We start from the raw sequence: 25,242 nt of genomic DNA on the forward strand, positions 1-25,242 counted from the left end.
CGACGATGACCAGTGACTTGCCCATAGTGCTCCACTTTCCTAATGCACGGGCTGACTCTAGCGCGTGCTCTGAATTCGGTGCCGTATCGCCGGGAAACAGTCCATTAAAAAGATACGGATGAAAAAATGCGCCTACCCTACCCCAGCCCTTGGCTAAGCGCCAGTAGCAACTAGCTAGTGATGTGAATCCTTAAATTTCAGATAAAGAGTAGCTAGACACTAGACTGCCCTCGGCTTTACGGCAACCCAAAAGGTGCTAAAGCAAACAAAGCGCCCCCACTAAATAGGCGGGGGCGCGTTGAGCTAAGCGACTGATTTAGCGCTTGGGCTTAGCAACCGCCTTAACGGGTGCTTTTGCCGGGGCGGCGGGCTTGGCTGGCCTTGCTTTACCAAATAACACTTTAATCTGTGCATAGCGCTCTGCTGCACGCTCTGAAAGCTCACCGCTGGCGGCGAAAACATGCTCCAGCTGCTTCACATGGACATCAATATCGGCATTACTCTGCCCGTTGAGTAGCTCAGGCAACACATTTAACGCTTGCTCACGATCAAGCTTCAATATGAAGAACTGCTCGCGTACCAACCGCTTAAACTCACTGAGCTTGATACCGGGCTCGAGCTCAGATCGCGAGGCGCGCAGACGCTTGAAATTACGCTCATCGGTTGCGGGCGCGCCGCCGAGTACATAAATAAGCGAGCGCATGACTGCCTCATGAGCGCCACCTTGAGCAATTTTTTCACGAATCTCTTCCTGGCGCTGCTTAACAAAACGGCGGTGCTCAGGCTCTGCACCAGGACGGCGACGGTGGGCGTGGGCATCGCCATGAAGACCCACAGCCGCTTGCAAAAATGGCTGACCGTAAATATCCATGAATATTTTTTCGGTATTGGCGTCACGTAAATCGCGGATGCTGTTTAAGCTAGCCACAAGCTGGTCTGAGCCCATGATCTCAAGTGCTTTAAACAAATTGTCTTGAGAGATAGAGTGACGGTTCTTGCGCACTGCCTCCGCCATTACCGGCAGTGGCACTGACAATGGGTTACGGTCAGAAAGTAGCTTATAGCCCAAACGAATGGGGTGCATGCGGCGCATCCAGCGCGCGGCTTCCGGCGTGATGGTCGCCTTGAGCCAAGGCTGAAGAAAGAGGCGATACATGCCCAGATTAATTTCGGAAACACGCTCAACCGTTGCAAAACGGCGGTCATCCTCCGGCTTATGCATCACGTCCCGATCCAGCTCTGTAAAATTGCGGGGCGTAAACTCCAGCAAGTAATCGCGCTCGATTAACTCTGGATCATTACGGTCATCGACATGCGTCACCACGGTTTCATACAGCCCCGGTGGCATCACATCAATGTAATCCATATTGGCGGTGAACTCGGTATGCTCTTTACGCGAAACGCTGCCTGATACAAAAATTCCTAAATGGCCAGTGGTGTCATGCTGGCAATAGACGATGGTTTGCTCATTGGCGATAAGATCATCTTCGTCTTCATAAAGATCACGAATCCAGCCCAGAGCTTGAGGCGGCGGCGTTATATCGTCGCCTTTTGAACAGAAAACAACGACCGGTGAGCGAACATTACGCAGATCAATGCGACGACCGTCTTGTGTCACTAACTGTGCGGTCGAAAGCCGATTCCCGACAAACAAGTTATCGACGATGTATTGAATTTCTTCACCGCCCAGCACAACGTGGCCACCCCACCAGCGTTCAAAATCAAGGTAGCGGCCCGCTTCGGTGTCAATGTTGTCGTAAAGGTGATATTGCTTTTTCCAGTAGGTATTCGCTGGATTAAGGCGCTCAAAATTCTGCACCAGCCAAGCACCGTCAAATAGGCCGTCGCCGATATCGCTCGTTAAGGCAGTGATCCAACTGCCGCCCGACATTCCGCCGGTATAACGCATGGGGGCCTTACCGTGCTCGCCAGCCCAGTAAGAAAGCGGCGCGCCGGCGATCAATATAGGCCCAAACACATCAGGCTCTAAGGCAGCCCCCATCATGAGCTGCCATCCCGCCTGACAGTTGCCAACGACCATGGGTCTTTCAGTGGTTTCCGGATGCAGTTCTACTACATGGCGCAAGAAGGCGATTTCTGCCTCAACCACATCCTCAACGGTTTGGCCTGGCTCAGGAAACGGCAGAAAACCAATAAAATAGCAGGGGTGGCCAGCTTTCAGCGCGACGCCTAGCTCGCTGTCAGGTTTAAAACCACCGATGCCTGGCCCATGCCCTGCGCGCGGGTCTACAACGACAAAGGGACGCTTTTGCAGATCAATTTCGGTACCTTCATGGGGTAGTACACGCAGTAGCTCATAGTTGGTTGGTCGCGGCAGCGTGCGCCCATCCATTAACACTTCGGTATCGAAACCTAACACATTGGGCTTAGTTTGCTCCATATGCTCAAGGTATTGATTGCCGCGTTCGCGCATGACATCTAAATACAAAATGCTGCGCTCAACGCTATCGCGCCAGTAATCAAAGGCCGCACGCCCAAATCCGAACGGATCAAATAAAGGCGTAAGCGTGGAACTAGAAAGCAAAGGATTTGCCAGAAAATTCATAGGTTCCCCCATTGGGTATATGCACAAGCATCAGACCCGAAAGCAATGATACTGCAACGCAGCATAGCTTAGGACACTACCCGCATGACGTCGATCTTTAGCCCAAAATAAATGCCCTTGCTATTTTTAAGGCGATTTTCAAGCTTTTTTCAGGATGATCCTGCGCAGCACTTCGATTTCCAACGGGGCATCTGCCCCTGAGTACAACAGCCCGCAGACCGATTAGGAATGCGCTGGCAGTAGCGCCTATCGGTGTCCTGTTGACGGCGGGATATGTTACATTAGCGCCCATTAGGCTTAAGAATTATCCAGCGAGTTACGCATCAACTGGCAGGCTGAGTGAGAGGTGAGCGCCCCCTCCGTTACCATGCCTACCGCACAATAGAGAGGCTCTGTCCCTATGAGCAAGATTCCCTCGCAGCGCGTGTCTAGCGGTGAAAAATTCCGCAATGAACATGGCATGTCGGTAATCAAGGATGGCATGAAGCAGCGCAAGGAGCAGGCAGAAGCCCCTACTCTTGAGCGCAAGCCAAAGTGGTTACGTGCCCAGATCCCGGGTGGCGAACGCTTTGAAGCGGTGAAAAAAAACGTCGCCACGCATCGACTTAGCACCGTATGTGCAGAATCACACTGCCCCAATATGGGCGAGTGCTGGAGTAACGGCACGGCCACTATCATGCTGATGGGCTCCGTCTGCACGCGTGCATGCCGCTTCTGCGCAGTAGACACCGGCAACCCACAAGGGTGGCTGGACCTTGAAGAGCCTGAAAACACGGCTAAGTCAGTCGAGCTGATGGGGCTTCGCTATATTGTACTGACCTCAGTAGATCGTGATGATCTGGACGATGGCGGTGCAACACATTACGCCAACTGCGTAAACGCCATTAAAGCGCGCACGCCGGACGTTGTCGTTGAGGCGTTAACACCTGACTTTAATGGCGAACTCACGGCGATTGAGCGAGTCGTTGATTCCGGGCTGCAGGTATTTGCCCAAAACGTTGAAACCGTTGAGCGCTTAACCGGACGCGTACGTGACCGGCGTGCAGGCTATCGTAAAACCCTCGATGTGCTTGCTCATGCCAAGCGCTACCGCCCTGACATGATCACCAAAACCAGCATAATGCTTGGGTTAGGTGAAACCGATGAAGAGATCCTACAAACGTTCGACGACCTGCGTGAAATAGGTGTCGACATTGTGACGCTTGGGCAATATCTGCGCCCAACTAAGAACCACTTGCCGGTAGAGCGCTGGGTAACACCAGAAGAGTTTGACCGCTACCGTGAGATTGGTCTTGCAAAGGGCTTCATGGAAGTTCCATCAGGCCCGCTCGTGCGCTCAAGCTATCGCGCTGACCGCGTTTTTGAAAAAAATAATCTAGGCCTTGCCTCACCTGCAGCCATTCCCGGCCAGCATCAAGAACCCGATCCCAATCGTATTCCTACACTCAATGTAGGCTAGGCATTAAAAAACCGCTGTACTGGAAGCTAGGCTCTCGGTACAGCGGCAATTTATAGCACGAGGAAATCATGCATCTAGAACACAGCAGCTTTAAGACATAACGGTTCTAGAAAACAGACCTAAAAATTAGCGTACTGGCAACGGCTCAACAGGCAATAAACGGCGCTTTAACTGAGCCGCTAGCGCTTGCGCCAACTGCTCGCCTACACAGTGATCATCAGGTAATACCACAAAATCTGCCAATTTTGCCATCGGCATGCCGGCATAACCGCACGGATTAATGCGCAGAAACGGCGATAAATCGCCATCTACGTTCAACGCCACCCCATGAAAACTGGCACCCCTTCTAATACGCAGCCCGAGCGAGGCGATTTTTGCCTCACCTGTCTCGCCAGCAACATAAACACCAGGAGCGTCAGGTTTGGCATACGCGTTAAGACCATAGCTGCTCAACACCCCAATCACCGCGCGCTCCAACGCGGTCACCAAATCACGCACGCCGATCTTGCCTCTGCGCACATCTAAAAGCGGATAAAGCACTACTTGGCCTGGCCCATGATAGGTCACTTGACCACCGCGATCAGTCTGAACGACAGGGATATCGCCGGGCATTAGCAAATGCTCAGGCTTACCTGCCTGACCCTGAGTAAATACAGGGTCGTGCTCAACTAGCCAGAATTGATCCGGCATGAACTCATCCCGTGTATCGGTCAACGAGCGCATCGCCTCCCATATCGGAAGATACGGCTGGCGACCTAGCCGATGTAGCTCAATCGGCGCCGAATCTTGCACGATTACACCACCATATGGACACGGCCAGTGGCCTTTAGAGCATCAAACAGTTGTTTTATTTGCTGCTCACCCGTTGCCCTGATCACCACACGCACTGACTGAAAGCGTCCGTTTCGGCTGTCAACCACCTGCATCGTGGTCGCATCGAAATCAGCTGCGTATTGCACAATGACTTGGCATACGCTGGCCGGAAAATCGTCCGCGGCGTCTCCTACGATTTTTAATGAATAATCACATGGAAAAGTGATTTTAGGCGGCTCCAGCACTGCCGGCTGGCGCAAATCGCGGACTCCCTGAGGGGCACCTTTTTTCATAGCAAACCTTTCATCGTCAATATACGTTTGGGCTAACCAGCGAACATACCAACGTCAGACTAGTCGGTAAAATTACTAATCAAGCCGCTAAAGAAACGCTTAACCTGATCAAACAGACGCTTGAACAGTCCCCCCTCTTCAACATTTTCCAAAGCGACTAAACGACGCTCGCCCACAATTTCATCACCCAGGTGAACTTCTAGAGTACCCACCTCGTCGCCAATCGCGATCGGCGCTTTCAGGTCAGGATCAAGATTCAGTCGAGCGCGAAGTTCTTCATTACGATTGCGCGGCAGAGTCATGAAGACTTCTTCATCAACGCCGACCCGCAGTTCGTTAATATCACCACCCCAAACGCGCGGCGTAGCGAGCACAGCGCCACGCTCGTAAAGCTTCATCGTTTCAAAGAAGCGGAAGCCGTAGCTAAGCAGCTTTTGCGTTTCCTGAGCACGCGCTTCGTCAGAATTGGTGCCCATGACAACAGAAATCAAACGCATGTCGTCACGCTTTGCCGAAGATACCAAGCAGAAACCCGCTTCGGTTGTCCAGCCGGTCTTAAGACCATCTACCGAGGTGTCACGCCACAGCAGGCGGTTGCGGTTGGGCTGATCAATGCCGCCAAAGGCAAAGGAACGGTGCGAGTAGATTTCATAATGTTCAGGATAATCATTGATGATATGGCGTGATAAGCGCGCCATATCATGCGCGGTTGAATAGTGATTTTCAGCTGGCAAACCAGTAGCGTTCTGGAAGTTTGTGTCGTTCATGCCCAGGCGCGTAGCGTGCTGATTCATCAGGTCGGCAAACGGCGCTTCACCACCGGCCAAGTGCTCGGCCATGGCCACACTCGCATCGTTGCCTGAAACGATAATGATACCGTGGAGCAGGTTATCGACTGACACTTGGTCGCCTACTTCAATAAACATTTTCGAGCCGCCGGTGCGCCAAGCGTTCTCGCTGATATTGATCATGTCGGTGAGATTGATGGTGCCGCGATCAAGCTCACGCTCAACCAGATAAGCGGTCATCAATTTGGTCAGACTGGCGGGGGGAAGGCGTTCATCCGAATTATGCTCGGCCAATATGCGCCCACTATCGGCATCCATGAGTATCCACGAACTTGCCGCTAACTGTGGTGCCGCCGGAATAATTGTTTGTGGCTGAGGAATTACCTGGGCAGCGGCAGGCAGAGTAACAGTCGCCATGGCAGCAAAAAGGCACAGCCGTGCAGAGCGGCCAATGGATGTAAACACGTTCATAACGTCAGTCTCACTTACTTGGAAAAAAACAGCGGCGCGTTAGTCGCGCCGCCAGAAATAGATAGGCAGTGAATTATCGCACAACAAACACCTGAGGGAAGCCCGCTTGGCGTAATGCTTCACGTGCTTGAGATTCTTGCGCAGGTGCAATAGGGCCCACCTGCACTCGATACATATCCGCGTCGTTCATTATACGCACTGAGTGCGGTTGTTCACCTTCCAATCGTTGCTGTAACTTCTGTGCACCTTCGGGACTACCCAAAGCAGCAATTTGTAGATACATAGCGCCACTGGTAGCACCAGCTGCCGCGGGCGCCTGAGCAACCGCTGTTTGAACAGGAGCAGCGGGTACGGGTACAACGGGCTGTTGCGTAGCAACGCTAGGCGATGGACGAGCCGCGGGCACCTGACTCACGGTTTGAGCACGTGGTGGGGCTGCCCCACCACGCTCAGCCACCCAACGTTCGGAATCAATAGCCTCCACTTTCACAGGCCCTGTACCGTTATCGAGAAAGCCTAGCCGAGCCGCTGCTGCGTAAGAAAGATCGATTTCACGATCACTGTGGAACGGGCCACGATCGTTGACCCTGACAATAATTGACTGACCGCTATCGAGACTTGTTACCCGCGCATAGGTAGGCAATGGCAGTGAACGGTGAGCGGCCGACATTTTATACATGTCGTAGATTTCCCCGTTTGAAGTGGCATAGCCATGAAATTTTTCGCCATACCACGACGCCGTACCGCGTCTTTCGTAGCCTGTCGCATCAGGCAACACGTGGTACGTTTTTCCCCACACTTCATAGGTCGAACGATTGCCACCTGCAGAGGGTTGCTCAATACGCGGCTCCGCATCCGGCACTTTGGTAACATCCGGCGGCTCAACCGGGTAAGCATCGCCCGTTAACGCGTAGCGTCCTCCAGCCGTATTGGCAGCCGTTGGCGCTGGGCCCTTAGCAGCGGCTTGACTGGCTGAGCTAGGCGTATCAGTGCGCTGAACGTTGTTATTCGCACAGCCGCCAACCAATACAAGTATGGCGAGCAAACCGCCCGCTCGCAGAGGCATTGTAAGCTGCGTTTTCGCTAATCGTAACGCTGACAAATGAGCCTTCATTCCTCGTCCTCATATCGCTCAGCAATCGCTTCTGATAGCTCGGCCACGGCCATTGCATACAGGTGACTATGGTTATAGCGGGTAATAACATAAAAATTATACTCGCCAAACCGATAGTGCGTTTCACCATCAGCGAACTCTAGTGCCAACGGTATCACCGGCAAGTTGCTGTCTAACGGCTCGTTAGGCTCAATGCCGTGCGCAGAGAGTTCAGTAACACTCACCGTAGGCGCAGAGGTTTGATTGAACGAAAGCTCATCCAATAGTTCGACGGGCAATACGTCGGGACCACTGGCCGGGTGATAAATAGGCGCGCCCTGCTTCCAACCATGTACGGCGAAGTAATTAGCAACACTGCCTATCGCATCGACTGGATTCTCCCACAGATCACGGATACCATCGCCATCAAAATCGACGGCATAGGCTTGATAACTCGTAGGAATAAACTGCGGGTAACCCATAGCCCCAGCGTAAGAGCCCTGTAACTCAGAGGGCTCAACATGCTGCTCATACGCTATGCGTAAGAAAGCGGCCAGTTCACCACGAAAAAACGCACCTCTTGAGGGATGATAAAACGCCAGCGTCGCAAGCGAATCTAGCACGCGATGCTGCCCCTTATGACGCCCGTAATACGTTTCAACCCCGATAATGGCGGTGATAACTTCTGCGGGAACGCCGTAGGTGCTTTCGGCGCGTGCTAAGGCATCAGCATGAGCATCAATAAATTCAGCGCCTTCTTGAATCCGCTGCTCGGTCATAAAAATATTGCGATACTCGTACCAACGCAGGCGACGCTCTGCCGCCCCTTCCATAGCATCTAGCACGCTTTGGGTGTAGCTCGCCTGTCCCAGCGCTGCGTCCACCCACGCTTTTGGCAGGCCGTCTGCGACGAGCTCATCTACCAGCGCCTGACTATCAGCATTGTACTGCGGAGCAACCTGCTTCTGAGAAGCCTGTGAGGGCTCGTCGGCGAATGCCGCCGGCGTTACCCAGCACATCAGCGCTGCTAAAAAATAGCTGCTCGTCTTGCAGTGAATCCCGTTCATTTTTCTACTCCTGAACATTCCATTCCTGAGGCCTCCATTCCCGAGCAACGCGCGCGAACAGCACAAGCTGAACCTTGCACATTATGTCTAGCGCGACAGCAGCCGACGGTGGGCATGTATAGACATGAGAATACCGAAACCCGCTAACAAGGTCACGCTTGAGGTGCCACCATAGCTCACCAGCGGTAGCGGCACGCCCACAACAGGCAGAATTCCACTCACCATGCCCATGTTGACAAACACATAGATAAAAAACGTCAATATGATGCTGCCTGCGACCAAGCGACCAAAGGTATCCTGAGCAGAGCTTGCCATCCATAAGCCGCGACTCACGATCAGCAGATACAGACACAGCAGCACCAGCATTCCCACCAACCCGAACTCTTCGCCTAATACGGCAATAATGAAATCCGTATGACGCTCGGGTAAAAACTCTAGCTGCGATTGAGTGCCTTGAAGCCATCCCTTACCCCATACGCCACCACTGCCAATGGCAGTAGTCGATTGAATAATATTCCAACCTGAACCTAACGGGTCGCTTTCAGGGTTTAAAAACGTCAGTACCCGTTGACGTTGATAATTATGCATATTCATCCACAACACCGGAACGCCCGCAGCGCCCAGCACGGAAATAAATCCTATCAATCGCCACGACAAGCCTGCTAGCAGCACCACAATTAGCGCCGCACTGGCGACTAACAGCGAGGTTCCCAAGTCTGGCTGAATCGCCGTTAACACTACCGGCACCCCAATAATCACACCACATACGATGATATCCCGAAGGCGGGGCGGTAGTTCACAGCGACTAAGGTAGGCCGCCACCATTATAGGCGCCGCTAACTTCATCATCTCGGAGGGCTGAAAACGAATCACGCCGGGAATCTCCAGCCACCGCTTGGCTCCCATCCCCACATCGCCAACTAAATCAACCGCCAATAGCATTACGACACCGACCCCGTAGCCAAGTGGCGCCCAGCGTAGGAAAGTCGACGGGGAGAACTGCGCGATAATCACCATCACCGCCAGCGCAAGGCAAAAACGCAGGCCTTGAGCAATGACAGAATCAATAGACTGGCCGGAGGCACTGTAAAGGACCACTAAACCACCGCTCATCAGTACAAGCAGTAGCCCCAGCAGCCAGGGGTCAAGATGGATTCGCTCCCAAATACTTTTACGCCGTGAAATACCGCTATCCGGCGGGCGGACGGGATGGCCACGCATCGATCGAGTTATAAAATGCCACGGCATGGCTTAGTTTCCCTCCACATTGGCATTATCATCCGCTAGTGCTTCGCGCACTTCTTCCACGTCAGGCGCGTCATCCTCCAGAAGCCAAGCATCGGTCATGGCTCGCGCCAGGTGCGCAGCATGCGTACTACCGCCACCGGCATTCTCAACAATAACGGAAACAGCGATTTGTGGGTCGTCTAACGGTGCAAACGCCACAAACAACGCGTGGTCACGTAGCCGCTCTGCTAGCTCATCTGCGTTATAGCGCTGGTCTTGACCTAGTGAAAATACTTGCGCGGTACCTGACTTACCGCCCATACGATACTCAAGCCCTGCGCCGGTGCGGCGCGCGGTTCCCTCACTACCGCTTAACACCTTTTCCATACCGCTGAAAACGCGATCCCACCAGCCATCATTGCTCAACGTTATATCGTCCAAAGTATCTGGAAGGTCTCGTGGGACAGGTGTATCACCAATTTGGCGCGCTAGCCGTGGCCTAACCCAGTGACCGCGATTGGCCAGCGTCGCAGTGGCGCTGGCAAGCTGCAAAGGCGTCACCTGCCAATAACCCTGCCCGATGCCTACTGACAGAGTTTCACCCGGGTACCAGGGCTGGTTAAAGCGCCCACGCTTCCAATCCCGAGAGGGCATTAGAGCGCCACTTTCGCCCTGAACGTCGTATGCCACGCGCTGACCAAAACCAAAGTTACTCATTCGATCATGCAGGCTATCAATACCCAAATCGTGGGCCAAGGTATAGAAGTAGGTGTTATTAGATACCGCTAACGCTCGCTCTAAATCTACCCGCCCATGCCCCCAGCGCAGCCAGTTACGGTAGCGGCGCGTATCGTTTGGCAATTGATAGTAGCCAGGGTCATTAATCGTGCTGTCGGGCGTAATCACGTCCTCAGAAAGCCCCGCCAGTGCTAAAAAAGGTTTAATCGTAGAGCCAGGTGGATAGTGACCACGAATGGCGCGGTTAAACAAAGGCAGATCAAGATCTTCCTGCAGGGCGCGATAAGAAGCTACATCGATTCCGGTGACAAACTGGTTACTATCAAACCCCGGTGTGGACACCATCGCCAGAATGTCGCCCGTTGCAGGCGCGATGGCGACGATGGAGCCGCGGCGTCCATCTAGTAGCTCATATGCGAGCATTTGAAGCGATTTATCCAACGTTAAGGTCAGGTTTTGCCCTGGCACAGGGTCGGTTCGCCCCAACTCTCTTAGTACTCGGCCGCGGGCGTTGGTTTCTACCTTGCGCAAGCCCGCTTGGCCGTGAAGCTCTTCTTCATAAAAGCGCTCAATGCCCGTTTTGCCAATAAAATGCGTGCCCGCGTAGCGGCCCGCATCCAGGGTCTCCATTTCTTGAGCGTTAATACGTCCCACATAGCCCAATGCGTGGGCCATGACCTCAGCATCGGGATAAAAACGCAGCGGCTGGGCTTCCACTTCAACGCCAGGGAGTCGATGGCGATTAACCGCCAGGCGCGCAATCTGCTCTTCGCTAAGATCGCTGGTCAATAGCGCTGGCTGATAAGGTCGCTGACGCTGGCGCGAGCGGACATTGAATGCCTCAATCTCTTCTTCAGGCAACTCAAGTAAGTCGACTAAAAGTGCCAGCGTTTCATCTAAATTATCGACCCGCTCACGCACCAGCGTTAAGTTATAGGTAGGGCGATTTTCTGCCAACAGCACGCCATTACGGTCGTAAATCAAACCTCGATTGGGCGGCAATGGCTCCACGCGTACACGGTTATTTTCAGAGCGTGTGCTGTACAAATCATGTTGAACAATTTGTAAGTAAACCAATCGGCTCGTTAATAGGCAGGCAAGTAACAACACGGATAAAATAGCGATCAGCGCCCTGACTCGAAAAATACGCAGCTCTTGCTCGGAATTTTTAAGCGTGTTGGGGCGCTTGAGCATGGCAAAAATGACTCTCAAATCGAATAATGAGCGCCGCAAGTCGAGAGCAGTGGTTGCCCACAATTCAACCTTTAGCGGTGATAGGGATGGCCCACTAGCAGTGTCCAAGCGCGATATAGCTGCTCAGCCAGCATAATACGAACCAGAGGATGAGGTAACGTTAAAGGAGAAAGCGACCATGCTTTTTCCGCCATCGCCGAAAGCGAAGGCTCAAGCCCATCGGGCCCACCGACCAGTAGAACAATATCGCGCCCGGTCATGCGCCAATCGCCGGCTTCTTGGGCTAATTGTTCGGTGGTCCACGGCTTACCTTTCACTTCCAATGCAACAACGTACTCATCACCACGCAGCTTGTCGCGAATCCGCTGGGCCTCTTGAGCACGCGCTTTAGCAATGTCAGCATTTTTGCCCCGTTGCCCAAGCGCAATTTCTTCAATCTCAAGATTAAAATCTCGCGGCAGCCGTTTGCGGTAGGTTTCCACGCCCTCTTCTACCCAGGCAGGCATTTTGTTACCTACGGCTAACAGCCGAATTTTCATGACATATTGGCCCGCTCACGGAAGCGCTCAAGCGATTCGTCAATGGCGCCAGAGTCGCTCGGCAAATCAGCCCATAGACGCTCTAGGTCATACAAAAGCCGCGCTTCAGGCATCATAACGTGCACGACGATATCGCCTAGGTCGACAAGCACCCAGTCTGCATTATCGCCACCTTCAACACCCAGAGGCCGCAGCCCGGCCGCTTTGGCTTTTTCAACCACATTTTGGGCAATAGCGGCTACGTGCCGGGTAGACGTACCACTGGCAATCAGCATGAGGTCAGTGACCTCGGTTAATTTGGAAACATCCAAGTGCGTAATGTCACGTGCTTTTAGCTCTTCTAGCGCGTCAACCGCTAGGCTTTTCAATGTATCGATGTGCATGACTCCTAAAGACAACCTCGTTCGATAACCGGTCAATAAAGCCGGCCATTGTAACGGCTTCTTTGCTGACTGCCAGCGCTATATCTCACTGCTGATAAAGTCCGTGGCGCTTAATGGCCTGCTCAACGGGCTCTGGCACCAAATAACGCACGCTTTTGCCTTGATCTAAACACTCGCGAATGCCCGTAGCGGAAATTGCCAACAATGAAGGCAGCTCAAGGAATAAATATCCCCCGCAGGAAAGCTGCATCAACTGTTCTACGCTATCGACTCCACGTTGCCCCACCAGTTCCGTTAATGACTCAGGTAGCGCGTCACTGTAGCCAGGTCGCGCGATGACCACTAAATGAGCCAGTGCAAATATGCGCTCAGGCTGATACCACTGCGCAAGTCGCAGAAAGGCATCATAGCCAATGGCCATTACTAAGCGCGCCTGCTCGCCATAATGGGCTCTCAGCTCGGCCAGCGTATCGACACTGTAGGAAGGCCCGTCGCGCTGCAGCTCACGGTCATCGGCGACAAGCCCTGGAGTATCGCCGATACCCGCCTGTAACAGCGACAACCGCTGCTGGGCAGATACCTGCGGGCGTCCGCGCAGCGGTGGCTGCTGAGCTGGAATCATATGCAATTGATCAAGCGCCAGCACCTGGTGTAGTTCTACCGCACTGCGCAAATGACCCAGGTGAACGGGGTCAAACGTGCCACCCAGCATGCCGATACGAGGCTCATGGCTACTCACTTCACCCCCTTATTATTCCACCTAATCACTCGCGAACCTGCCCGTCACCAAACACCACGTACTTACGTGTTGTTAGTCCTTCTAATCCTACCGGGCCACGGGCATGAAGCTTATCGGTTGAAATACCAATCTCAGCGCCTAAGCCGTACTCAAAACCGTCGGCGAAACGCGTTGATGCATTGACGATCACTGAGCTGGAATCAACTTCAGCCATAAAGCGTCGTGCCAGCGAGTAATCTTGAGTGACGATCGCATCGGTATGATGGGAGCCGTAAAACTCTATGTGCGCAATGGCTTCCTCGATGCCATCGACGATTTTGATGGCCAGAATCGGCGCTAAATACTCCGCCGACCAGTCGGCATCCGTTGCGGCAATGGCTTGCGGCAACAGCGCCAACGTGCGCTGACAGCCACGCAGTTCAACGTCATGTTCGCCATAAGCGCGCGCTAGTTCAGGCAACAGCAGGTCTGCAATCGGCGCATCCACCAGCAGTGTTTCCATCGTATTGCAGGTGCCATAACGATGTGTTTTGGCATTGACGGCAATCGCTAGCGCTTTGCCGGGATCCGCCGTTGTATCAATATACACATGGCATACGCCATCTAAATGCTTGATCACCGGCACGCGCGACTCACGGGAGATACGCTCAATCAGTGATTTCCCGCCGCGCGGAATAATGACATCAACATACTCAGGCATGCTGATCATTTCACCGACGGCCGCACGATCAGTGGTGGCCACCACCTGCACGCTGCCAGCGGGCAACCCTACATCCGCAAGCCCGGCTTGAATACAGGCGCTGATGGCAGCGTTGGATTCACTAGCCTCGGACCCACCGCGTAAAATACAGGCGTTACCCGACTTCAAACACAGGCTTGCGGCTTCCAGCGTCACGTTAGGGCGTGACTCATAAATAATACCGATAACGCCTAGCGGCACGCGCATTTTACCCACCTGAATGCCGCTGGGACGGTACCGCATGTCATCAATCTCACCCACTGGATCAGGCAACGCGGCCACGTGATGAAGGCCTTCAATCATGCTACTCACACGCCCATCGTCCAGCGCTAAACGATCTAGTAGCGCGCTCTCTAGGCCGTTTTCACGACCGCGCTGTAAATCTGCTGTATTGGCGTCTAAAATGCATCCGCGCGCAGCCTTTAAGCGGTCGGCAATGGCCAATAAAGCACGATTTTTCAAGCCAGTATCCGCTCGCCGCAGCTCACTGGCTGCATGCCGAGCCGCCTGCCCCAGTGCCTGCATGTAGGCGGGCACATCACCGCTAGAAAGGTATTGAAGGGCGCCGCTTTGGAACGGTGTTGAAACGCTCATGCTGTCTCCGCGCGTCGTCGCGCATACTCGGTTATAGGTGCCCTAAACACTGGCTAGGGTCGTCAACTAATACTGCTGTTTCTAGGCTGGCAAGGATGCTCGCATTGCCGTTTGTCGCGCTGATAAAGATGTTACGCCTTTTGGACGTTATGCTAAGGGTGACTAAGGCGCTAATGTATACAGCGTACGCTTACCATTCTGCGCTCACCCATTTGCCTTAGCGCGCTAGGCTATTCAGGACGAATAATAAGCCACCATGCAAAGCAAGTACAAAAACGAGGGCTGCCATGCTGATGTTACCGCAACGCAGATGGTGCGCTGCCTTTACTCTAAAGTGCTGCGCTAATTAGTACCGCAATGGTGGCACCTCAGTCGGACACCCCGACACTCATATTCTTATTAGCTAGCTTGATAATACTCAGTTTGATCGCCCTGTCGCGAGCACAGCAGCTTATCGATATGGACGTGGCCATTCGCCAACGCTTACGCTTGATCCCAGGTCTAAACCTATGGGCTGAGGAACAGCTGCTTCGTGATATCCTTCGGAAGCAGCGGCGCTGTCAACGCGAGGGAACGCACGCCGAAATATTTATCCTGCACATGAAACGCCACCAGCTTTGGCCCACTGCCCATGAACTGTGCGACCTGACCCACATGCTACGCGCCACCGATCCAAATGACAGCGACTGTAACGCTTATCATATTGATACGCTTAAAGAGCGCCTGCATAGCGAATACCAGCGAGCAGAGATGCTTAATAAGCAGCTAGCCCTGTTAGTATTGCACCTTCCCCAGCTAGATATGGCCGAGGAACAATTTGGCCAGCGCGCAAAAACAGCACTGCTCGGCGCTCTGTGCAGTGAGGTTAACAGCCGCTGCCGCGACCATGATGTTTTGGGGCGTACCAGCAATGCTACTTTCTGGCTTGTGCTGCCTGATACTAGTGAAAGCGGTGCACTATTGGTCCGTGAGCGCTTACAGTGGGCACTTTCTCGATGCGTCTTGGTCGAAACGGGGCAACTTGGAGTACGTATTGCAGCCTGCATACCTACTCGCGCAGAAAGTTTCGAACGTTACTTAAGCCGTTTAGAAGCGCGCGGCGCGGCTATCGCGCACGCATAGTCTCCGTTTACCCATTATTCAAACATTTAGCTGGAGAGGCTTGTGTCCTTCGCTGATACGCTACAGTCCTTAACGTTATCCCCACCACTGTTACTTTGCTTAGTTCTCGTTATTGCACTTGTCGAGTCTCTGGCGCTAGTGGGCCTGCTCGTACCCGGCGTTATGTTAATAACCACGGTGGCTTCATTAGCAGGTCATCAGGATATTGCCCTGGCATGGTTGATAGGCGCGGCCTTCATCGGCGCCATTTTAGGGGATGGCATTAGCTTTGCGCTGGGTTTTAAGCATCGCGAGCAGGTAACTCAGCGCTGGCCACTGTCACAGCACCCTGAATGGCTAGATCGGGGTACGCGCTTTTTTAAGCGCTATGGCGTTTCATCCGTTCTTATTGGCCGTTTTGTAGGGCCAGTGAGGCCCATCATTCCGTTAGTAGCGGGCATGATGCGCATGCCACCGCGCACTTTTTTGTTGGCCAACATAATCTCAGCAGCGCTTTGGGCGCCCGCCTATATACTGCCCGGCTATTTGCTTGGGCGCGCTTGGCAGCACCATCTAAATCTACCGCCTGGCTTAGAAGCAGGCTTAGTGACACTCGCGTTTATCATTATTGTATTGGCGGTTATTTTCTCTTGGGGCCGACATCAGGCGTCGCGCCATGGTCGGCTTTATCGCATCATTGCCGGAAGTATTCGCCGCATCCCGCTATTACGACGCCCTTGGCTTGCAATGAGCCAAACAGGCGATGTCCCGCTGGCGTCATTGCTACTGCTAGTTATCGCGTTAGGCAGCTTGTCTGGCTGGACATTGCTGGTTATCAATCATCACGGCCCACTGGAAATGGATTTACTCGTTCAGCGCATGTTCGTTTGGCTGCACAGCGATATCACCTACATAATCGCGAATATTTTTGCTGAAATCGGCGACACCTACGGCATTATCGCGTTAACGCTGCCCTGGGCAATATGGATGCTGGTGCGCAATAGGTGGGATGCTCTATTGCATTGGTGTGGCGCATTAGGCGGCGTGGCGATGCTCAACACACTGATGAAGGAGCTGTTTGCTCGTCCTCGCCCAGGCACCCCGGACTACTTAATGGGCTCGTTTTCTTATCCCAGCGCCCACACGTCAACGACTGTGGTTCTGTTGGGTCTGGCGGCAGCTTTTATTGCTGCCGAGCTACCGCGACAGCAACGTTTTTGGGCCTACTGGGCAGCCCTCTCTTTTGCGCTACCGATGGCGCTATCGCGGCTGGTGATGGGGGTGCATTGGTTTAGTGATCTTGTTGGCGGGGCATTATTAGGACTGGTGGTATGTGCACTGACGCTGCTGCATTGGCAGCAGCAGCCTCGAGCGTGTTTACTCCCCTGCCCATGGCTGCTGCTGTGTATCGCATCATTTGCCCTTATCAGCGCTCGCGTTGGGCTGCTGCCGCCGGTTTAGCGATCAAGTATTAGCTAACCTAGCGCCAGCCACAGACCCACGCCAATCATCAGCGTACCGGCTATACGATTTAGCAAACGCACATTGCCACTTTTACCCAGCACGTTGCGCAACGTTTTGCCGCCGGTGGCATAGACCAGCATACTCGCAAACTCGATAGTCAAAATCACTACAATCAGAAGACTAAGCTGGCCTAAAAGGGGGCGACCACCGTCCAAGAATGGTGGCAGCAAAACCATAAAAAAGGCCCACCCTTTAGGATTGGCTACGGCCGTGACAAACCCTTGCGTTGCCAATTGAAGACGGCTTGCCGGTGGGCCGGCATCCAGCTCGCTAGGAATTGCCATACGCCCACGCGAGCGCCACATCATGATGCCTAAATAACCGAGATAGGCGCCCCCCACCCATTTAAACAGCACAAATAATTCAGGCTGACGCAGCATGAGCGCGGCAACGCCCGCACCGGCGGCTGCGGCGACCAAGCCCACGCCCACCAGTTCCCCGATCATCATCCATAGTGTCCGCCTAACGCCCTGGGTCATCCCAAGCACCATGGCGAGCGTCATGCACATCCCTGGCGTTAGTGAAACAAAGAGAAACGTTGGCACAAAAACCGAAAGTATCGCCCAAGACATCATCTATCAATATTCCTGTGCAGAAGGAGGGGTCGCTGAACTACCCGCTTCGCCCCAGCGAGGGAGCAGCGTATGTTCAATGCTCAGCTGGTTAAGAATGCGCGCTACAATAAAGTCAATGAGATCATCAATGCTCTGAGGGCGATGATAAAATCCTGGCGCAGCAGGCAAAATGACCACCCCCAGGCGGCTCAACGCCAGCATATGCTCAAGATGAATAGGCGACAGCGGGCTTTCACGCGGCACCAGCACCAGCGTGCGCCGTTCTTTAATAGCGACATCTGCGGCCCGCTCAATCAAGTTATTGCTGGCCCCTGTTGCGATAGCTGACAGCGATCCAGTGGAGCACGGGCAAACAACCATGGCTGAGGGCGCGCCTGAACCTGATGCCACAGGTGCCATCCAATCCTCACGCCCAAAGCAGCGTATTTGCCCAGCCTGCGCTCCGCTGCGCTCACTGAGCGCATCCACTAAACGCTGAGGCTGCGCGGGGAGTGAGAAAGGCGTTTCTGTTGCGATCACCATGTGGGCCGCTTTTGACACCATGACCCATACTTCATGCCCCGCGGCGACCAAGACATCAATCAGGCGCAAGCCATATTGCGCTCCCGAGGCGCCCGTCAGCGCTACCGTAATCGGCGTTTTGAACGATGTACTGCTTGTACTTGTCACGCTTAACTCTCCTTGACGATTGTTAGCGCGGCAAGCAGGCGCTCATGAACGCCTTCAAAACCACCGTTGGACATGACCACAATACGGTCTAGCGGAGACGCCTGACTAATGACGGCCTCTACCAACGACGTGATCTCGCCAAATAGCTGCCCACGGCCATCTTGCTCGGCGACAAGCGCCTCCATCGACCAGTCCAGCCCGCTTGGTTGAAACCAAAACACAGCATCAGCATCAGCAACGCTTTCAAGCAAACGCTCGCGTAGCGCGCCTAAACGCATGGTATTTGAGCGTGGCTCAATAACCGCCAGCAAGCGGCCTTTGGTAGTAGCGGCGCGCAACCCTTTGAGCGTAGCGGCAATGGCCGTGGGGTGATGGGCAAAATCATCAATCACCTGAATACCATTGATTTCACCACGCACTTCCTGGCGCCGCTTGGGCGTTTCAAACCGCGCCAATGCCGCGCAACCACGGGCTAAATCAACCCCACACAGGTGTGCGGCTGCTAGCGCGGCAAGCGCGTTACGCGCGTTATGCTCTCCCGTTAGCGACCACTCAACGACAGCGTCTTCATCCTGGCCGTGCTCATCCGCGCAGTGGATGACCTGAAAGCGGCTGGCATCAGCACGTTCTAAGCGCAGCTGCCACTGGCTATTGTTTTGATTGCCAAAGCGCTCGACCGGCGTCCAGGCTCCCTGTTCCAAAACGCGGTCCAGGGCGGGCTGTTCATCAGCGACCAGCAAATGACCTTGGCTGGGCACAGTGCGAATCAAGTGATGGAACTGGCGTTCAATGGCGGCCAGGTCGGGAAAGATATCAGCATGATCAAATTCAAGATTATTGAGAATCGCGATATGAGGGCGATAGTGAACAAACTTGGAGCGCTTATCGAAGAAGGCCGTGTCATATTCATCGGCCTCGACCACAAACGGCGCCCGTGGATCGCCTAGCCGTGCCGATACGCCAAAGTTGCGCGGCACGCCGCCAATTAAGAAGCCCGGTGCTAAACCGGCGCTTTCTAATAGCCACGCGACAACGCTAGCCGTCGTGGTCTTGCCATGGGTGCCGGCAACGGCAATAACGCGCCGCCCTGGCAGTACGTGCTCAGCCAACCACTGCGCACCCGAGGTATACGACACGCCGCTATTAAGTAGTGCTTCGACCTCTGCATTACCGCGTGATAACGCATTACCTACGATGACAATATCGGGAGCTGGCGATAAATGCTCTGCTGTATAGCCTTCCATCAAGGTAATCCCAGCGTCAGTTAACTGGGTACTCATGGGCGGATAAACATTCTTATCAGAGCCGCTAACTTCATGCCCCAACTCGCGTGCCAGTAGCGCTAAGCTGCCCATAAAGGTGCCACAGATACCAATAATATGAAGGTGCATGCCTCTCGCCCCGTTAATCGCCAATAAATGATTCCAACCAGTTAACTGCCCATAAATGCATTACAAAACAGTCAAAATAGGCGTAAAAATAACTAAATAGCCTAGCATGCTGGTGCAATTTGCTCATTACCTCATCGCTATAAACCGCGATTAACGCCCGTCAAACCTCTTCAAGTGACAAATCTCTTCAGTTGTTGCAGGATGCGGCCACTCTTTATGCGTTTTATCGCCAATTTGTCGATCCACTTGTCATGCTGTTATCAGCCAAGGAGCCCTATATGCGCATTCTTATTCGCTACTTTTTTCGTGGCCTTCGCGTCGTACTCGCCCCCGTTATGATTATGTCGGAAAAGCTCACTACGCCAACGTCAATTGAGCGCACGCCTGAAGATCAGGCTCGCGTTGATCAAGCGTGTCAGGGCCTTGCATTATATCAATTTCGTACCTGCCCTTTTTGCATAAAGGTACGCAAAGAGATGACACGCCTGGGATTGAATATTGAGTTACGCGACACTCAGCTTGACCCCGCCCATAAGCAGGCGCTCTTAGCAGGCGGCGGCAAAAGTAAAGTGCCGTGTTTAAAGATCACTCATGACGATGGGCGTGAGGAATGGATGTACGAGTCAGATACTATTAATAGCTGGCTGCATCAGCAGTTCGGCTGAGCAACACAAGAAAGTCCGGCGAAGTTGGGCCTTAGATTTAAAACTCTATCTTCTGCGCCTCGATATCGAACGTCACGTCAATATCAATGCTTTCATTCGGATCCGGCGCATCACCTAACTGAACTTGAAGCGCTAGCATCCCTTGGATGGTGCCCGCTACATGCACCGCTTGGCCATCGCGCTCATAGTGCGTCAGTGAAACCGTCACGTCACCGCCGTCAGAAGTATATAAAGGCGGAGACGTCGATGTGCCAATAAGCTGAAGAACGTCGGCACTCAACAACTGACCGTCACGCACGGTTAGGCTAATAGACAGCGCCTCTTGCGCATCCCAGCGCTCAGGGTCGATAAAACCGGTGATATCGATGTTGATGTCGTCACCAAATTCGACGAACGAGGCATTTGAGTCATCACCTTGGCTTAATACAAACCACTCTTGTGAATCACCCTCCAGCGTTCCTGTAATGTCCGGCGATTGCTGCAGCGATTGATCAGAGGCCAAGCTACCGACGGGTAGCCACCCTGCTATTACGGCGATGCCAATTTGTTTCCACATGGTGAGTCCCTCTCTGCTATTTGCGCTATTTTACGTGCAATGTTTTCGCCGAGTCAGTAGGCGATTGTACGCCGTTCTTAGCGCTGTCATTTAGTAGACGAATGATGCCTGTCATTATTTCGATTGTATGAGGCTATGGGTATTCACTATGTTGTTAGCATAGCTTGCGAGCTGACCGTGTCTGTTTTACTGGCGTTTTCTAAATTTAACGTATCGCTTGATACAGGAAAACATCGGTAAAATTAATAATAAACAATGAATAAAGGGAACGAATATGACGTTCAAGAAGACTCTGCTAGCGACGGTTATTGGTGCAGTGATTGCCGGTACGACGCTGCTGCCAATGACGGCTAGCGCTGAAACGTTGCGCATTGGTTACTCCGCTGACCCTGAAACGCTTGATCCGCACGAGCAGCTATCTGGCGGCATGCTGCGCCTATCGCATTTAGCATTTGACCCGCTAGTACGCTGGACGAAAGACTTTCAGTTTGAGCCTCGCCTAGCCAGTGAGTGGGAACAGGTCGACGAAACCACCATGCGCATGACACTGCGTGAAGGCGTCACTTTCCACTCGGGTAACCCCTTCACTGCTAAAGACGTGGTTTGGACCATTGAGCGTTTAAAAGAAAGCCCTGACTACCGCGCCATTTTTGAGCCGGTTGCGAGCGCCGAAGCCATTGACGACTATACCGTTGAGATCGTGACTACCGAGCCTTACCCGCTGCTGCTCAACTTGGCTACCTACATCTTCCCGATGGATAGTGAGTTCTATACCGGCGACACCGACGGCGGCAATGACAAAGCTGAGATAGTTAAAGCCGGCAACTCCTTCGCTTCACGCAATATTTCAGGTACTGGCCCCTTCGTGGTCACCAACCGCCGCCAGGGTGTCCGGGTCGATTTCGACCGCTTTGACGACTATTGGGACACCGAAAGCGAAGGCAACGTTTCAAGCATCGTGTTAACCCCTATTGCTGAAAATGCCTCGCGTGTTGCGGCCCTGCTTTCAGGCGGTGTCGACTTCATTGATGCCCTACCGCCCAATGACTTAGATCGCGTGAGGGAAGCCAACGGCGTTGATCTGGTTGAGATTGACGGTACGCGCATTATTGGTTTCCAAATGAACGAAGAGCGTGTGGAAGCCTTCCAGGACGTACGCGTTCGTCAAGCCGTTGATTTAGCCATCAATCAGGAAGGTATTGCCGATCGTTTGATGCGTGGCTTCGCCACACCGGCCGGCCAGTTCTCACCGTTGGGCTACTCAGGCCATAACCCGGATTTAGTGCCGCGCTATGACATTGAACGTGCCAAAGAGTTAATGGCTGAAGCGGGCTATGCAGATGGCTTCAGCGTTGAAATGATCGCGCCTAACAACCGCTATGTGAATGATGCTCAAATCGCTCAGGCGGTATCCAACATGCTGGCGCAAATTAACATTAACGTTAACCTGCGCACCATGCCGCTTGCCCAGTATTGGCCGGAGTACGATACGCGCGAATCTGATATGGCCATGCTTGGCTGGCACTCAGATACAGAAGACACCGCTAACTTCTTCCAGTACCTCTCCTTCTGCATTGATGATGCATCTGGCGTTGGCCAATATAACTACGGCAACTACTGCAACGAGGAAATCGATGCATTGGTCACTGCGGCCGATAGCGAAGTCGACCTAGAAAAACGCAACGCAATGCTCCGCGAAGCTGAAGCCATGCTGTATGAAGATGTCGGCTTCATCATGCTGCATTGGCAGAATTTGGCCTACGCCGCCGCAGAGGGTATCGATATTGAGCCAGTGGTCAACGCCATTGACTTCCCTTACCTAGGTGACCTGGTCATTAATCGCAGCGATGATTAACCAATCAATCGCGAGTTAGTGACACAGCATTAAGCAAGTCACTGCAGCGTTAATTGCAAAAGAGTTAACCGCAAGCATGCTTCGTTCCTTAAGCGTTTAAGGGGCGAAGCCTTTTAATTGGCGGTCAATAATTGTGCATAACGTGTCCCAACTCCCTTTTGTTGAACCCATTACATAGGTGGCGTACGCCATGATTGCCTTTCTAATCAAGCGGCTGATGCACGCGGTTTTGGTGATGTTCGTCATCAGCGTGCTGGCCTTCGCCATCCAGGACAACCTGGGTGACCCCGTACAGCAAATGGTGGGCCAGTCGGTACCTGAAAGCGAGCGAGAGGCTATTCGCGAGCGCTTAGGCCTCAACGATTCCTTCGTAGTGCAGTATGTCCGGTTCGCCAAAAATGCGGTACAAGGCGATTTTGGCGACTCGTACTTTTATCGTGAACCTGCGCTGCAAGTCATTGGCCGCCACTTACCGGCCACGTTAGAGCTGGTGTTTGCAGCCACGCTGATTATCATGCTGTTCTCAGTGCCCATTGGCGTATACAGCGCGATTAAGCCCCGCTCACCCATTTCACGCCTGTTTATGGGCGTCTCTATTATCGGCATTTCGATACCGGTGTTCCTAACCGCGATCGTCCTTATTCAGATTTTTGCCATTGGCGTGACCGTCACCCTGTTTCCAGAAAGCACAGGCTGGGGCGCATGGCTTAATAGCTTCTTTTCCACTGAAGGCAACATGCCCTCCTTTGGCCGCGGCTATGACCTTGTCAATGTTGTAGGCAATTGGGATACCAACTTAGCCACCTGGAATGGCCTGCAGCATTTGGTATTACCCGCCGTTTCACTGGCCTCCATCATGCTGCCGCTGTTCATTCGTTTGATCCGCGCTGAAATGATGGAAGTACTCCAGTCAGAGTACGTCAAATATGCGCGAGCTAAAGGCATTTCTATGCGCCGCGTCTACTTCGTCCATGCGCTGAAGAACACAATGCTGCCTGTTATTACCGTCGGCGGCGTGCAAATCGGCACCATGGTAGCTTATACCATTCTGACAGAGACCGTTTTCCAATGGCCCGGCATGGGTCTGATGTTTTTAGACGCCATTAATCGTGCCGATATTCCGCTGATTGTGACCTACCTGATGATTGTCGGCGTCATATTCGTGATCACCAACACCATCGTGGATTTGATTTACGGCTTCGTGAATCCCACTGTTAAACTGACAGGGAAGCCCGCATGACAATGACCACTAAATCATCACCGGCTAAGTCTTCACCCCCCGGCCGCTGGGAGCGTCTACGCGATTCTTATTTATGGTACAGCTTTAAACGCGACCGCACTGCGCAGCTATGCCTAGCAGTGTTTATCTGCATGGTGGTTGCCGCCTTTGCTGCGCCGCTATTGGCGCCGACTGACCCATATAATCTGGCTCAGATCGACATCATGGCTTCAGAACTACCGCCCTTCTGGATTGACGGCGCAGATGACCGTTTTGCACTGGGCTCCGATGCCCAGGGGCGTGACCTTTGGTCGATTGTGCTTTACGGCACACGCGTCTCTTTACTGATCGGTTTTGGCGCCGTCATTCTACAAGCCCTCATTGGTATCACCTTTGGCCTGATGGCGGGCTACCTTGGGGGCCGAGTCGACACGCTGCTAATGCGCCTTGCTGACATTCAGCTATCTTTTTCAACCCTAATGGTCGCCATCGTGGTAGGTGCCGTAGTTAAAGCGACGATGGGTAGCGCTTTCTATAGTCAATACGCGGTGATGATGCTGATTTTAATTATCGGCCTAGCCGAGTGGCCACAGTATGCACGTACGGTGAGGGCCTCAGTACTGGCTGAGAAAAACAAAGAGTATGTCGACGCCGCCCGCGTCATGGGCCTGCGTAGCAAGCGGATTATGTTTCGCCATGTGCTGCCCAATACCATGTCGCCTATCTTTGTTATCTCAACAGTGCAAATTGCCAACGCGATTATCTCTGAAGCGGCTCTGTCGTTTTTGGGGCTGGGAATGCCGGAAACGCATCCATCGCTAGGATCACTAATCAAATCCGGCTTTGACTACATTCAATCGGGCTCCTGGTGGATCACCCTGATTCCGGGCCTAGTGCTCGTTGTACTGGTGCTGTCGATTAATTTACTCGGCGATTGGCTGCGCGATGTCATGAACCCACGACTCTACAAAGGCTGAGGACACC

The 25,242-nt window shown here is 53.2% G+C and carries 23 protein-coding genes; 7 read left to right on the forward strand and 16 right to left on the reverse strand.

The window, feature by feature from the left end:
• Positions 1 to 316 precede the first annotated feature (316 nt).
• Positions 317 to 2,566, reverse strand: coding sequence for a DUF3141 domain-containing protein (locus tag ACTH5D_RS09445; protein ID WP_441670556.1), 2,250 nt, complete (start codon positions 2,564 to 2,566; stop codon positions 317 to 319).
• Positions 2,567 to 2,966: 400 nt separating this feature from the next.
• Here ACTH5D_RS09445 and lipA point away from each other — a divergent pair, with 400 nt between their 5' ends.
• Positions 2,967 to 4,025, forward strand: a complete 1,059-nt coding sequence (gene lipA / locus ACTH5D_RS09450; protein ID WP_441670558.1) for a lipoyl synthase — start codon at positions 2,967 to 2,969, stop codon at positions 4,023 to 4,025.
• Positions 4,026 to 4,151: 126 nt separating this feature from the next.
• On the opposite strand, the gene lipB is transcribed toward lipA, so the two are convergent.
• From lipB to ACTH5D_RS09505, 11 genes are all read right to left on the reverse strand, one after another.
• On the reverse strand, positions 4,152 to 4,817 hold the full coding sequence (gene lipB / locus ACTH5D_RS09455; protein WP_441670560.1) for a lipoyl(octanoyl) transferase LipB: 666 nt from the start codon (positions 4,815 to 4,817) through the stop codon (positions 4,152 to 4,154).
• A 2-nt stretch (positions 4,818 to 4,819) separates the two neighbouring features.
• On the reverse strand, positions 4,820 to 5,131 hold the full coding sequence (locus ACTH5D_RS09460) for an HP0495 family protein (RefSeq protein ID WP_441670562.1): 312 nt from the start codon (positions 5,129 to 5,131) through the stop codon (positions 4,820 to 4,822).
• Positions 5,132 to 5,190: 59 nt separating this feature from the next.
• Positions 5,191 to 6,390 (reverse strand): D-alanyl-D-alanine carboxypeptidase family protein, encoded by a 1,200-nt coding sequence (locus tag ACTH5D_RS09465; RefSeq protein WP_441670564.1) that lies wholly within the window; start codon positions 6,388 to 6,390, stop codon positions 5,191 to 5,193.
• Positions 6,391 to 6,463: 73 nt separating this feature from the next.
• On the reverse strand, positions 6,464 to 7,456 hold the full coding sequence (locus ACTH5D_RS09470) for a septal ring lytic transglycosylase RlpA family protein (protein ID WP_441670566.1): 993 nt from the start codon (positions 7,454 to 7,456) through the stop codon (positions 6,464 to 6,466).
• Positions 7,457 to 7,500: 44 nt separating this feature from the next.
• Positions 7,501 to 8,550 (reverse strand): lytic murein transglycosylase B, encoded by a 1,050-nt coding sequence (gene mltB, locus ACTH5D_RS09475; RefSeq protein WP_441670568.1) that lies wholly within the window; start codon positions 8,548 to 8,550, stop codon positions 7,501 to 7,503.
• Between the two features lie 87 nt (positions 8,551 to 8,637).
• A complete protein-coding gene (gene rodA, locus ACTH5D_RS09480) occupies positions 8,638 to 9,798 on the reverse strand; it encodes a rod shape-determining protein RodA (RefSeq protein WP_441670570.1) in 1,161 nt (386 codons plus the stop codon).
• 3 nt (positions 9,799 to 9,801) lie between these two features.
• The gene (gene mrdA / locus ACTH5D_RS09485) at positions 9,802 to 11,709 is read right to left on the reverse strand and encodes a penicillin-binding protein 2 (protein ID WP_441670572.1); all 1,908 of its coding nucleotides are present in this window, start codon (positions 11,707 to 11,709) and stop codon (positions 9,802 to 9,804) included.
• 71 nt (positions 11,710 to 11,780) lie between these two features.
• Positions 11,781 to 12,248 carry a 23S rRNA (pseudouridine(1915)-N(3))-methyltransferase RlmH gene (gene rlmH / locus ACTH5D_RS09490; protein WP_441670574.1) on the reverse strand — a complete coding sequence of 156 codons (468 nt, stop codon included), beginning with the start codon at positions 12,246 to 12,248 and terminating at the stop codon, positions 11,781 to 11,783.
• The gene (rsfS, locus tag ACTH5D_RS09495; RefSeq protein ID WP_441670576.1) at positions 12,245 to 12,631 is read right to left on the reverse strand and encodes a ribosome silencing factor; all 387 of its coding nucleotides are present in this window, start codon (positions 12,629 to 12,631) and stop codon (positions 12,245 to 12,247) included. The genes rlmH and rsfS overlap by 4 nt, the downstream gene beginning before the upstream one ends.
• Positions 12,632 to 12,716: 85 nt before the next feature.
• Positions 12,717 to 13,343 carry a nicotinate-nucleotide adenylyltransferase gene (nadD, locus tag ACTH5D_RS09500; protein ID WP_441670615.1) on the reverse strand — a complete coding sequence of 209 codons (627 nt, stop codon included), beginning with the start codon at positions 13,341 to 13,343 and terminating at the stop codon, positions 12,717 to 12,719.
• A 52-nt stretch (positions 13,344 to 13,395) separates the two neighbouring features.
• Positions 13,396 to 14,703, reverse strand: a complete 1,308-nt coding sequence (locus ACTH5D_RS09505) for a glutamate-5-semialdehyde dehydrogenase (RefSeq protein ID WP_441670578.1) — start codon at positions 14,701 to 14,703, stop codon at positions 13,396 to 13,398.
• 357 nt (positions 14,704 to 15,060) lie between these two features.
• Between ACTH5D_RS09505 and ACTH5D_RS09510 the strand changes: the two genes are divergently transcribed.
• Both ACTH5D_RS09510 and ACTH5D_RS09515 read left to right on the forward strand, forming a co-directional pair.
• Positions 15,061 to 15,825 (forward strand): diguanylate cyclase domain-containing protein, encoded by a 765-nt coding sequence (locus tag ACTH5D_RS09510; RefSeq protein ID WP_441670580.1) that lies wholly within the window; start codon positions 15,061 to 15,063, stop codon positions 15,823 to 15,825.
• Positions 15,826 to 15,867: 42 nt separating this feature from the next.
• Entirely contained in the window at positions 15,868 to 17,265 is a 1,398-nt protein-coding gene (locus tag ACTH5D_RS09515) for a bifunctional DedA family/phosphatase PAP2 family protein (protein WP_441670582.1), read from the forward strand.
• 14 nt (positions 17,266 to 17,279) lie between these two features.
• Here the strand turns inward: ACTH5D_RS09515 and ACTH5D_RS09520 are convergent, their stop codons facing one another.
• Genes ACTH5D_RS09520 through mpl form a run of 3 tightly spaced genes read right to left on the reverse strand, consistent with a single transcriptional unit; the run spans position 17,280 to position 19,963 of the window.
• Positions 17,280 to 17,903 (reverse strand): LysE family translocator, encoded by a 624-nt coding sequence (locus ACTH5D_RS09520; protein WP_441670584.1) that lies wholly within the window; start codon positions 17,901 to 17,903, stop codon positions 17,280 to 17,282.
• 3 nt (positions 17,904 to 17,906) lie between these two features.
• On the reverse strand, positions 17,907 to 18,572 hold the full coding sequence (locus ACTH5D_RS09525; RefSeq protein WP_441670586.1) for a flavin prenyltransferase UbiX: 666 nt from the start codon (positions 18,570 to 18,572) through the stop codon (positions 17,907 to 17,909).
• Positions 18,573 to 18,574: 2 nt separating this feature from the next.
• On the reverse strand, positions 18,575 to 19,963 hold the full coding sequence (gene mpl, locus ACTH5D_RS09530; protein WP_441670588.1) for a UDP-N-acetylmuramate:L-alanyl-gamma-D-glutamyl-meso-diaminopimelate ligase: 1,389 nt from the start codon (positions 19,961 to 19,963) through the stop codon (positions 18,575 to 18,577).
• 278 nt (positions 19,964 to 20,241) lie between these two features.
• Between mpl and ACTH5D_RS09535 the strand changes: the two genes are divergently transcribed.
• Positions 20,242 to 20,628, forward strand: a complete 387-nt coding sequence (locus ACTH5D_RS09535) for a glutaredoxin family protein (protein WP_441670590.1) — start codon at positions 20,242 to 20,244, stop codon at positions 20,626 to 20,628.
• A 37-nt stretch (positions 20,629 to 20,665) separates the two neighbouring features.
• Here the strand turns inward: ACTH5D_RS09535 and ACTH5D_RS09540 are convergent, their stop codons facing one another.
• Positions 20,666 to 21,184, reverse strand: a complete 519-nt coding sequence (locus ACTH5D_RS09540) for a hypothetical protein (protein ID WP_441670592.1) — start codon at positions 21,182 to 21,184, stop codon at positions 20,666 to 20,668.
• 274 nt (positions 21,185 to 21,458) lie between these two features.
• On the opposite strand from ACTH5D_RS09540, the gene ACTH5D_RS09545 reads away from it, so the two are divergent.
• The 3 genes from ACTH5D_RS09545 to ACTH5D_RS09555 all read left to right on the forward strand — a co-directional run bounded on the left by ACTH5D_RS09545 (position 21,459) and on the right by ACTH5D_RS09555 (position 25,235).
• On the forward strand, positions 21,459 to 23,039 hold the full coding sequence (locus ACTH5D_RS09545) for an ABC transporter substrate-binding protein (RefSeq protein WP_441670594.1): 1,581 nt from the start codon (positions 21,459 to 21,461) through the stop codon (positions 23,037 to 23,039).
• A 190-nt stretch (positions 23,040 to 23,229) separates the two neighbouring features.
• Positions 23,230 to 24,279, forward strand: a complete 1,050-nt coding sequence (locus tag ACTH5D_RS09550; protein ID WP_441670596.1) for an ABC transporter permease — start codon at positions 23,230 to 23,232, stop codon at positions 24,277 to 24,279.
• Complete coding sequence (locus ACTH5D_RS09555; protein WP_441670598.1) at positions 24,276 to 25,235, forward strand: ABC transporter permease; 960 nt, start codon at positions 24,276 to 24,278, stop codon at positions 25,233 to 25,235. The genes ACTH5D_RS09550 and ACTH5D_RS09555 overlap by 4 nt, the downstream gene beginning before the upstream one ends.
• Positions 25,236 to 25,242: the final 7 nt, after the last annotated feature.

Source organism: Halomonas sp. (assembly GCF_052095695.1).
Lineage (GTDB): Bacteria > Pseudomonadota > Gammaproteobacteria > Pseudomonadales > Halomonadaceae > Vreelandella.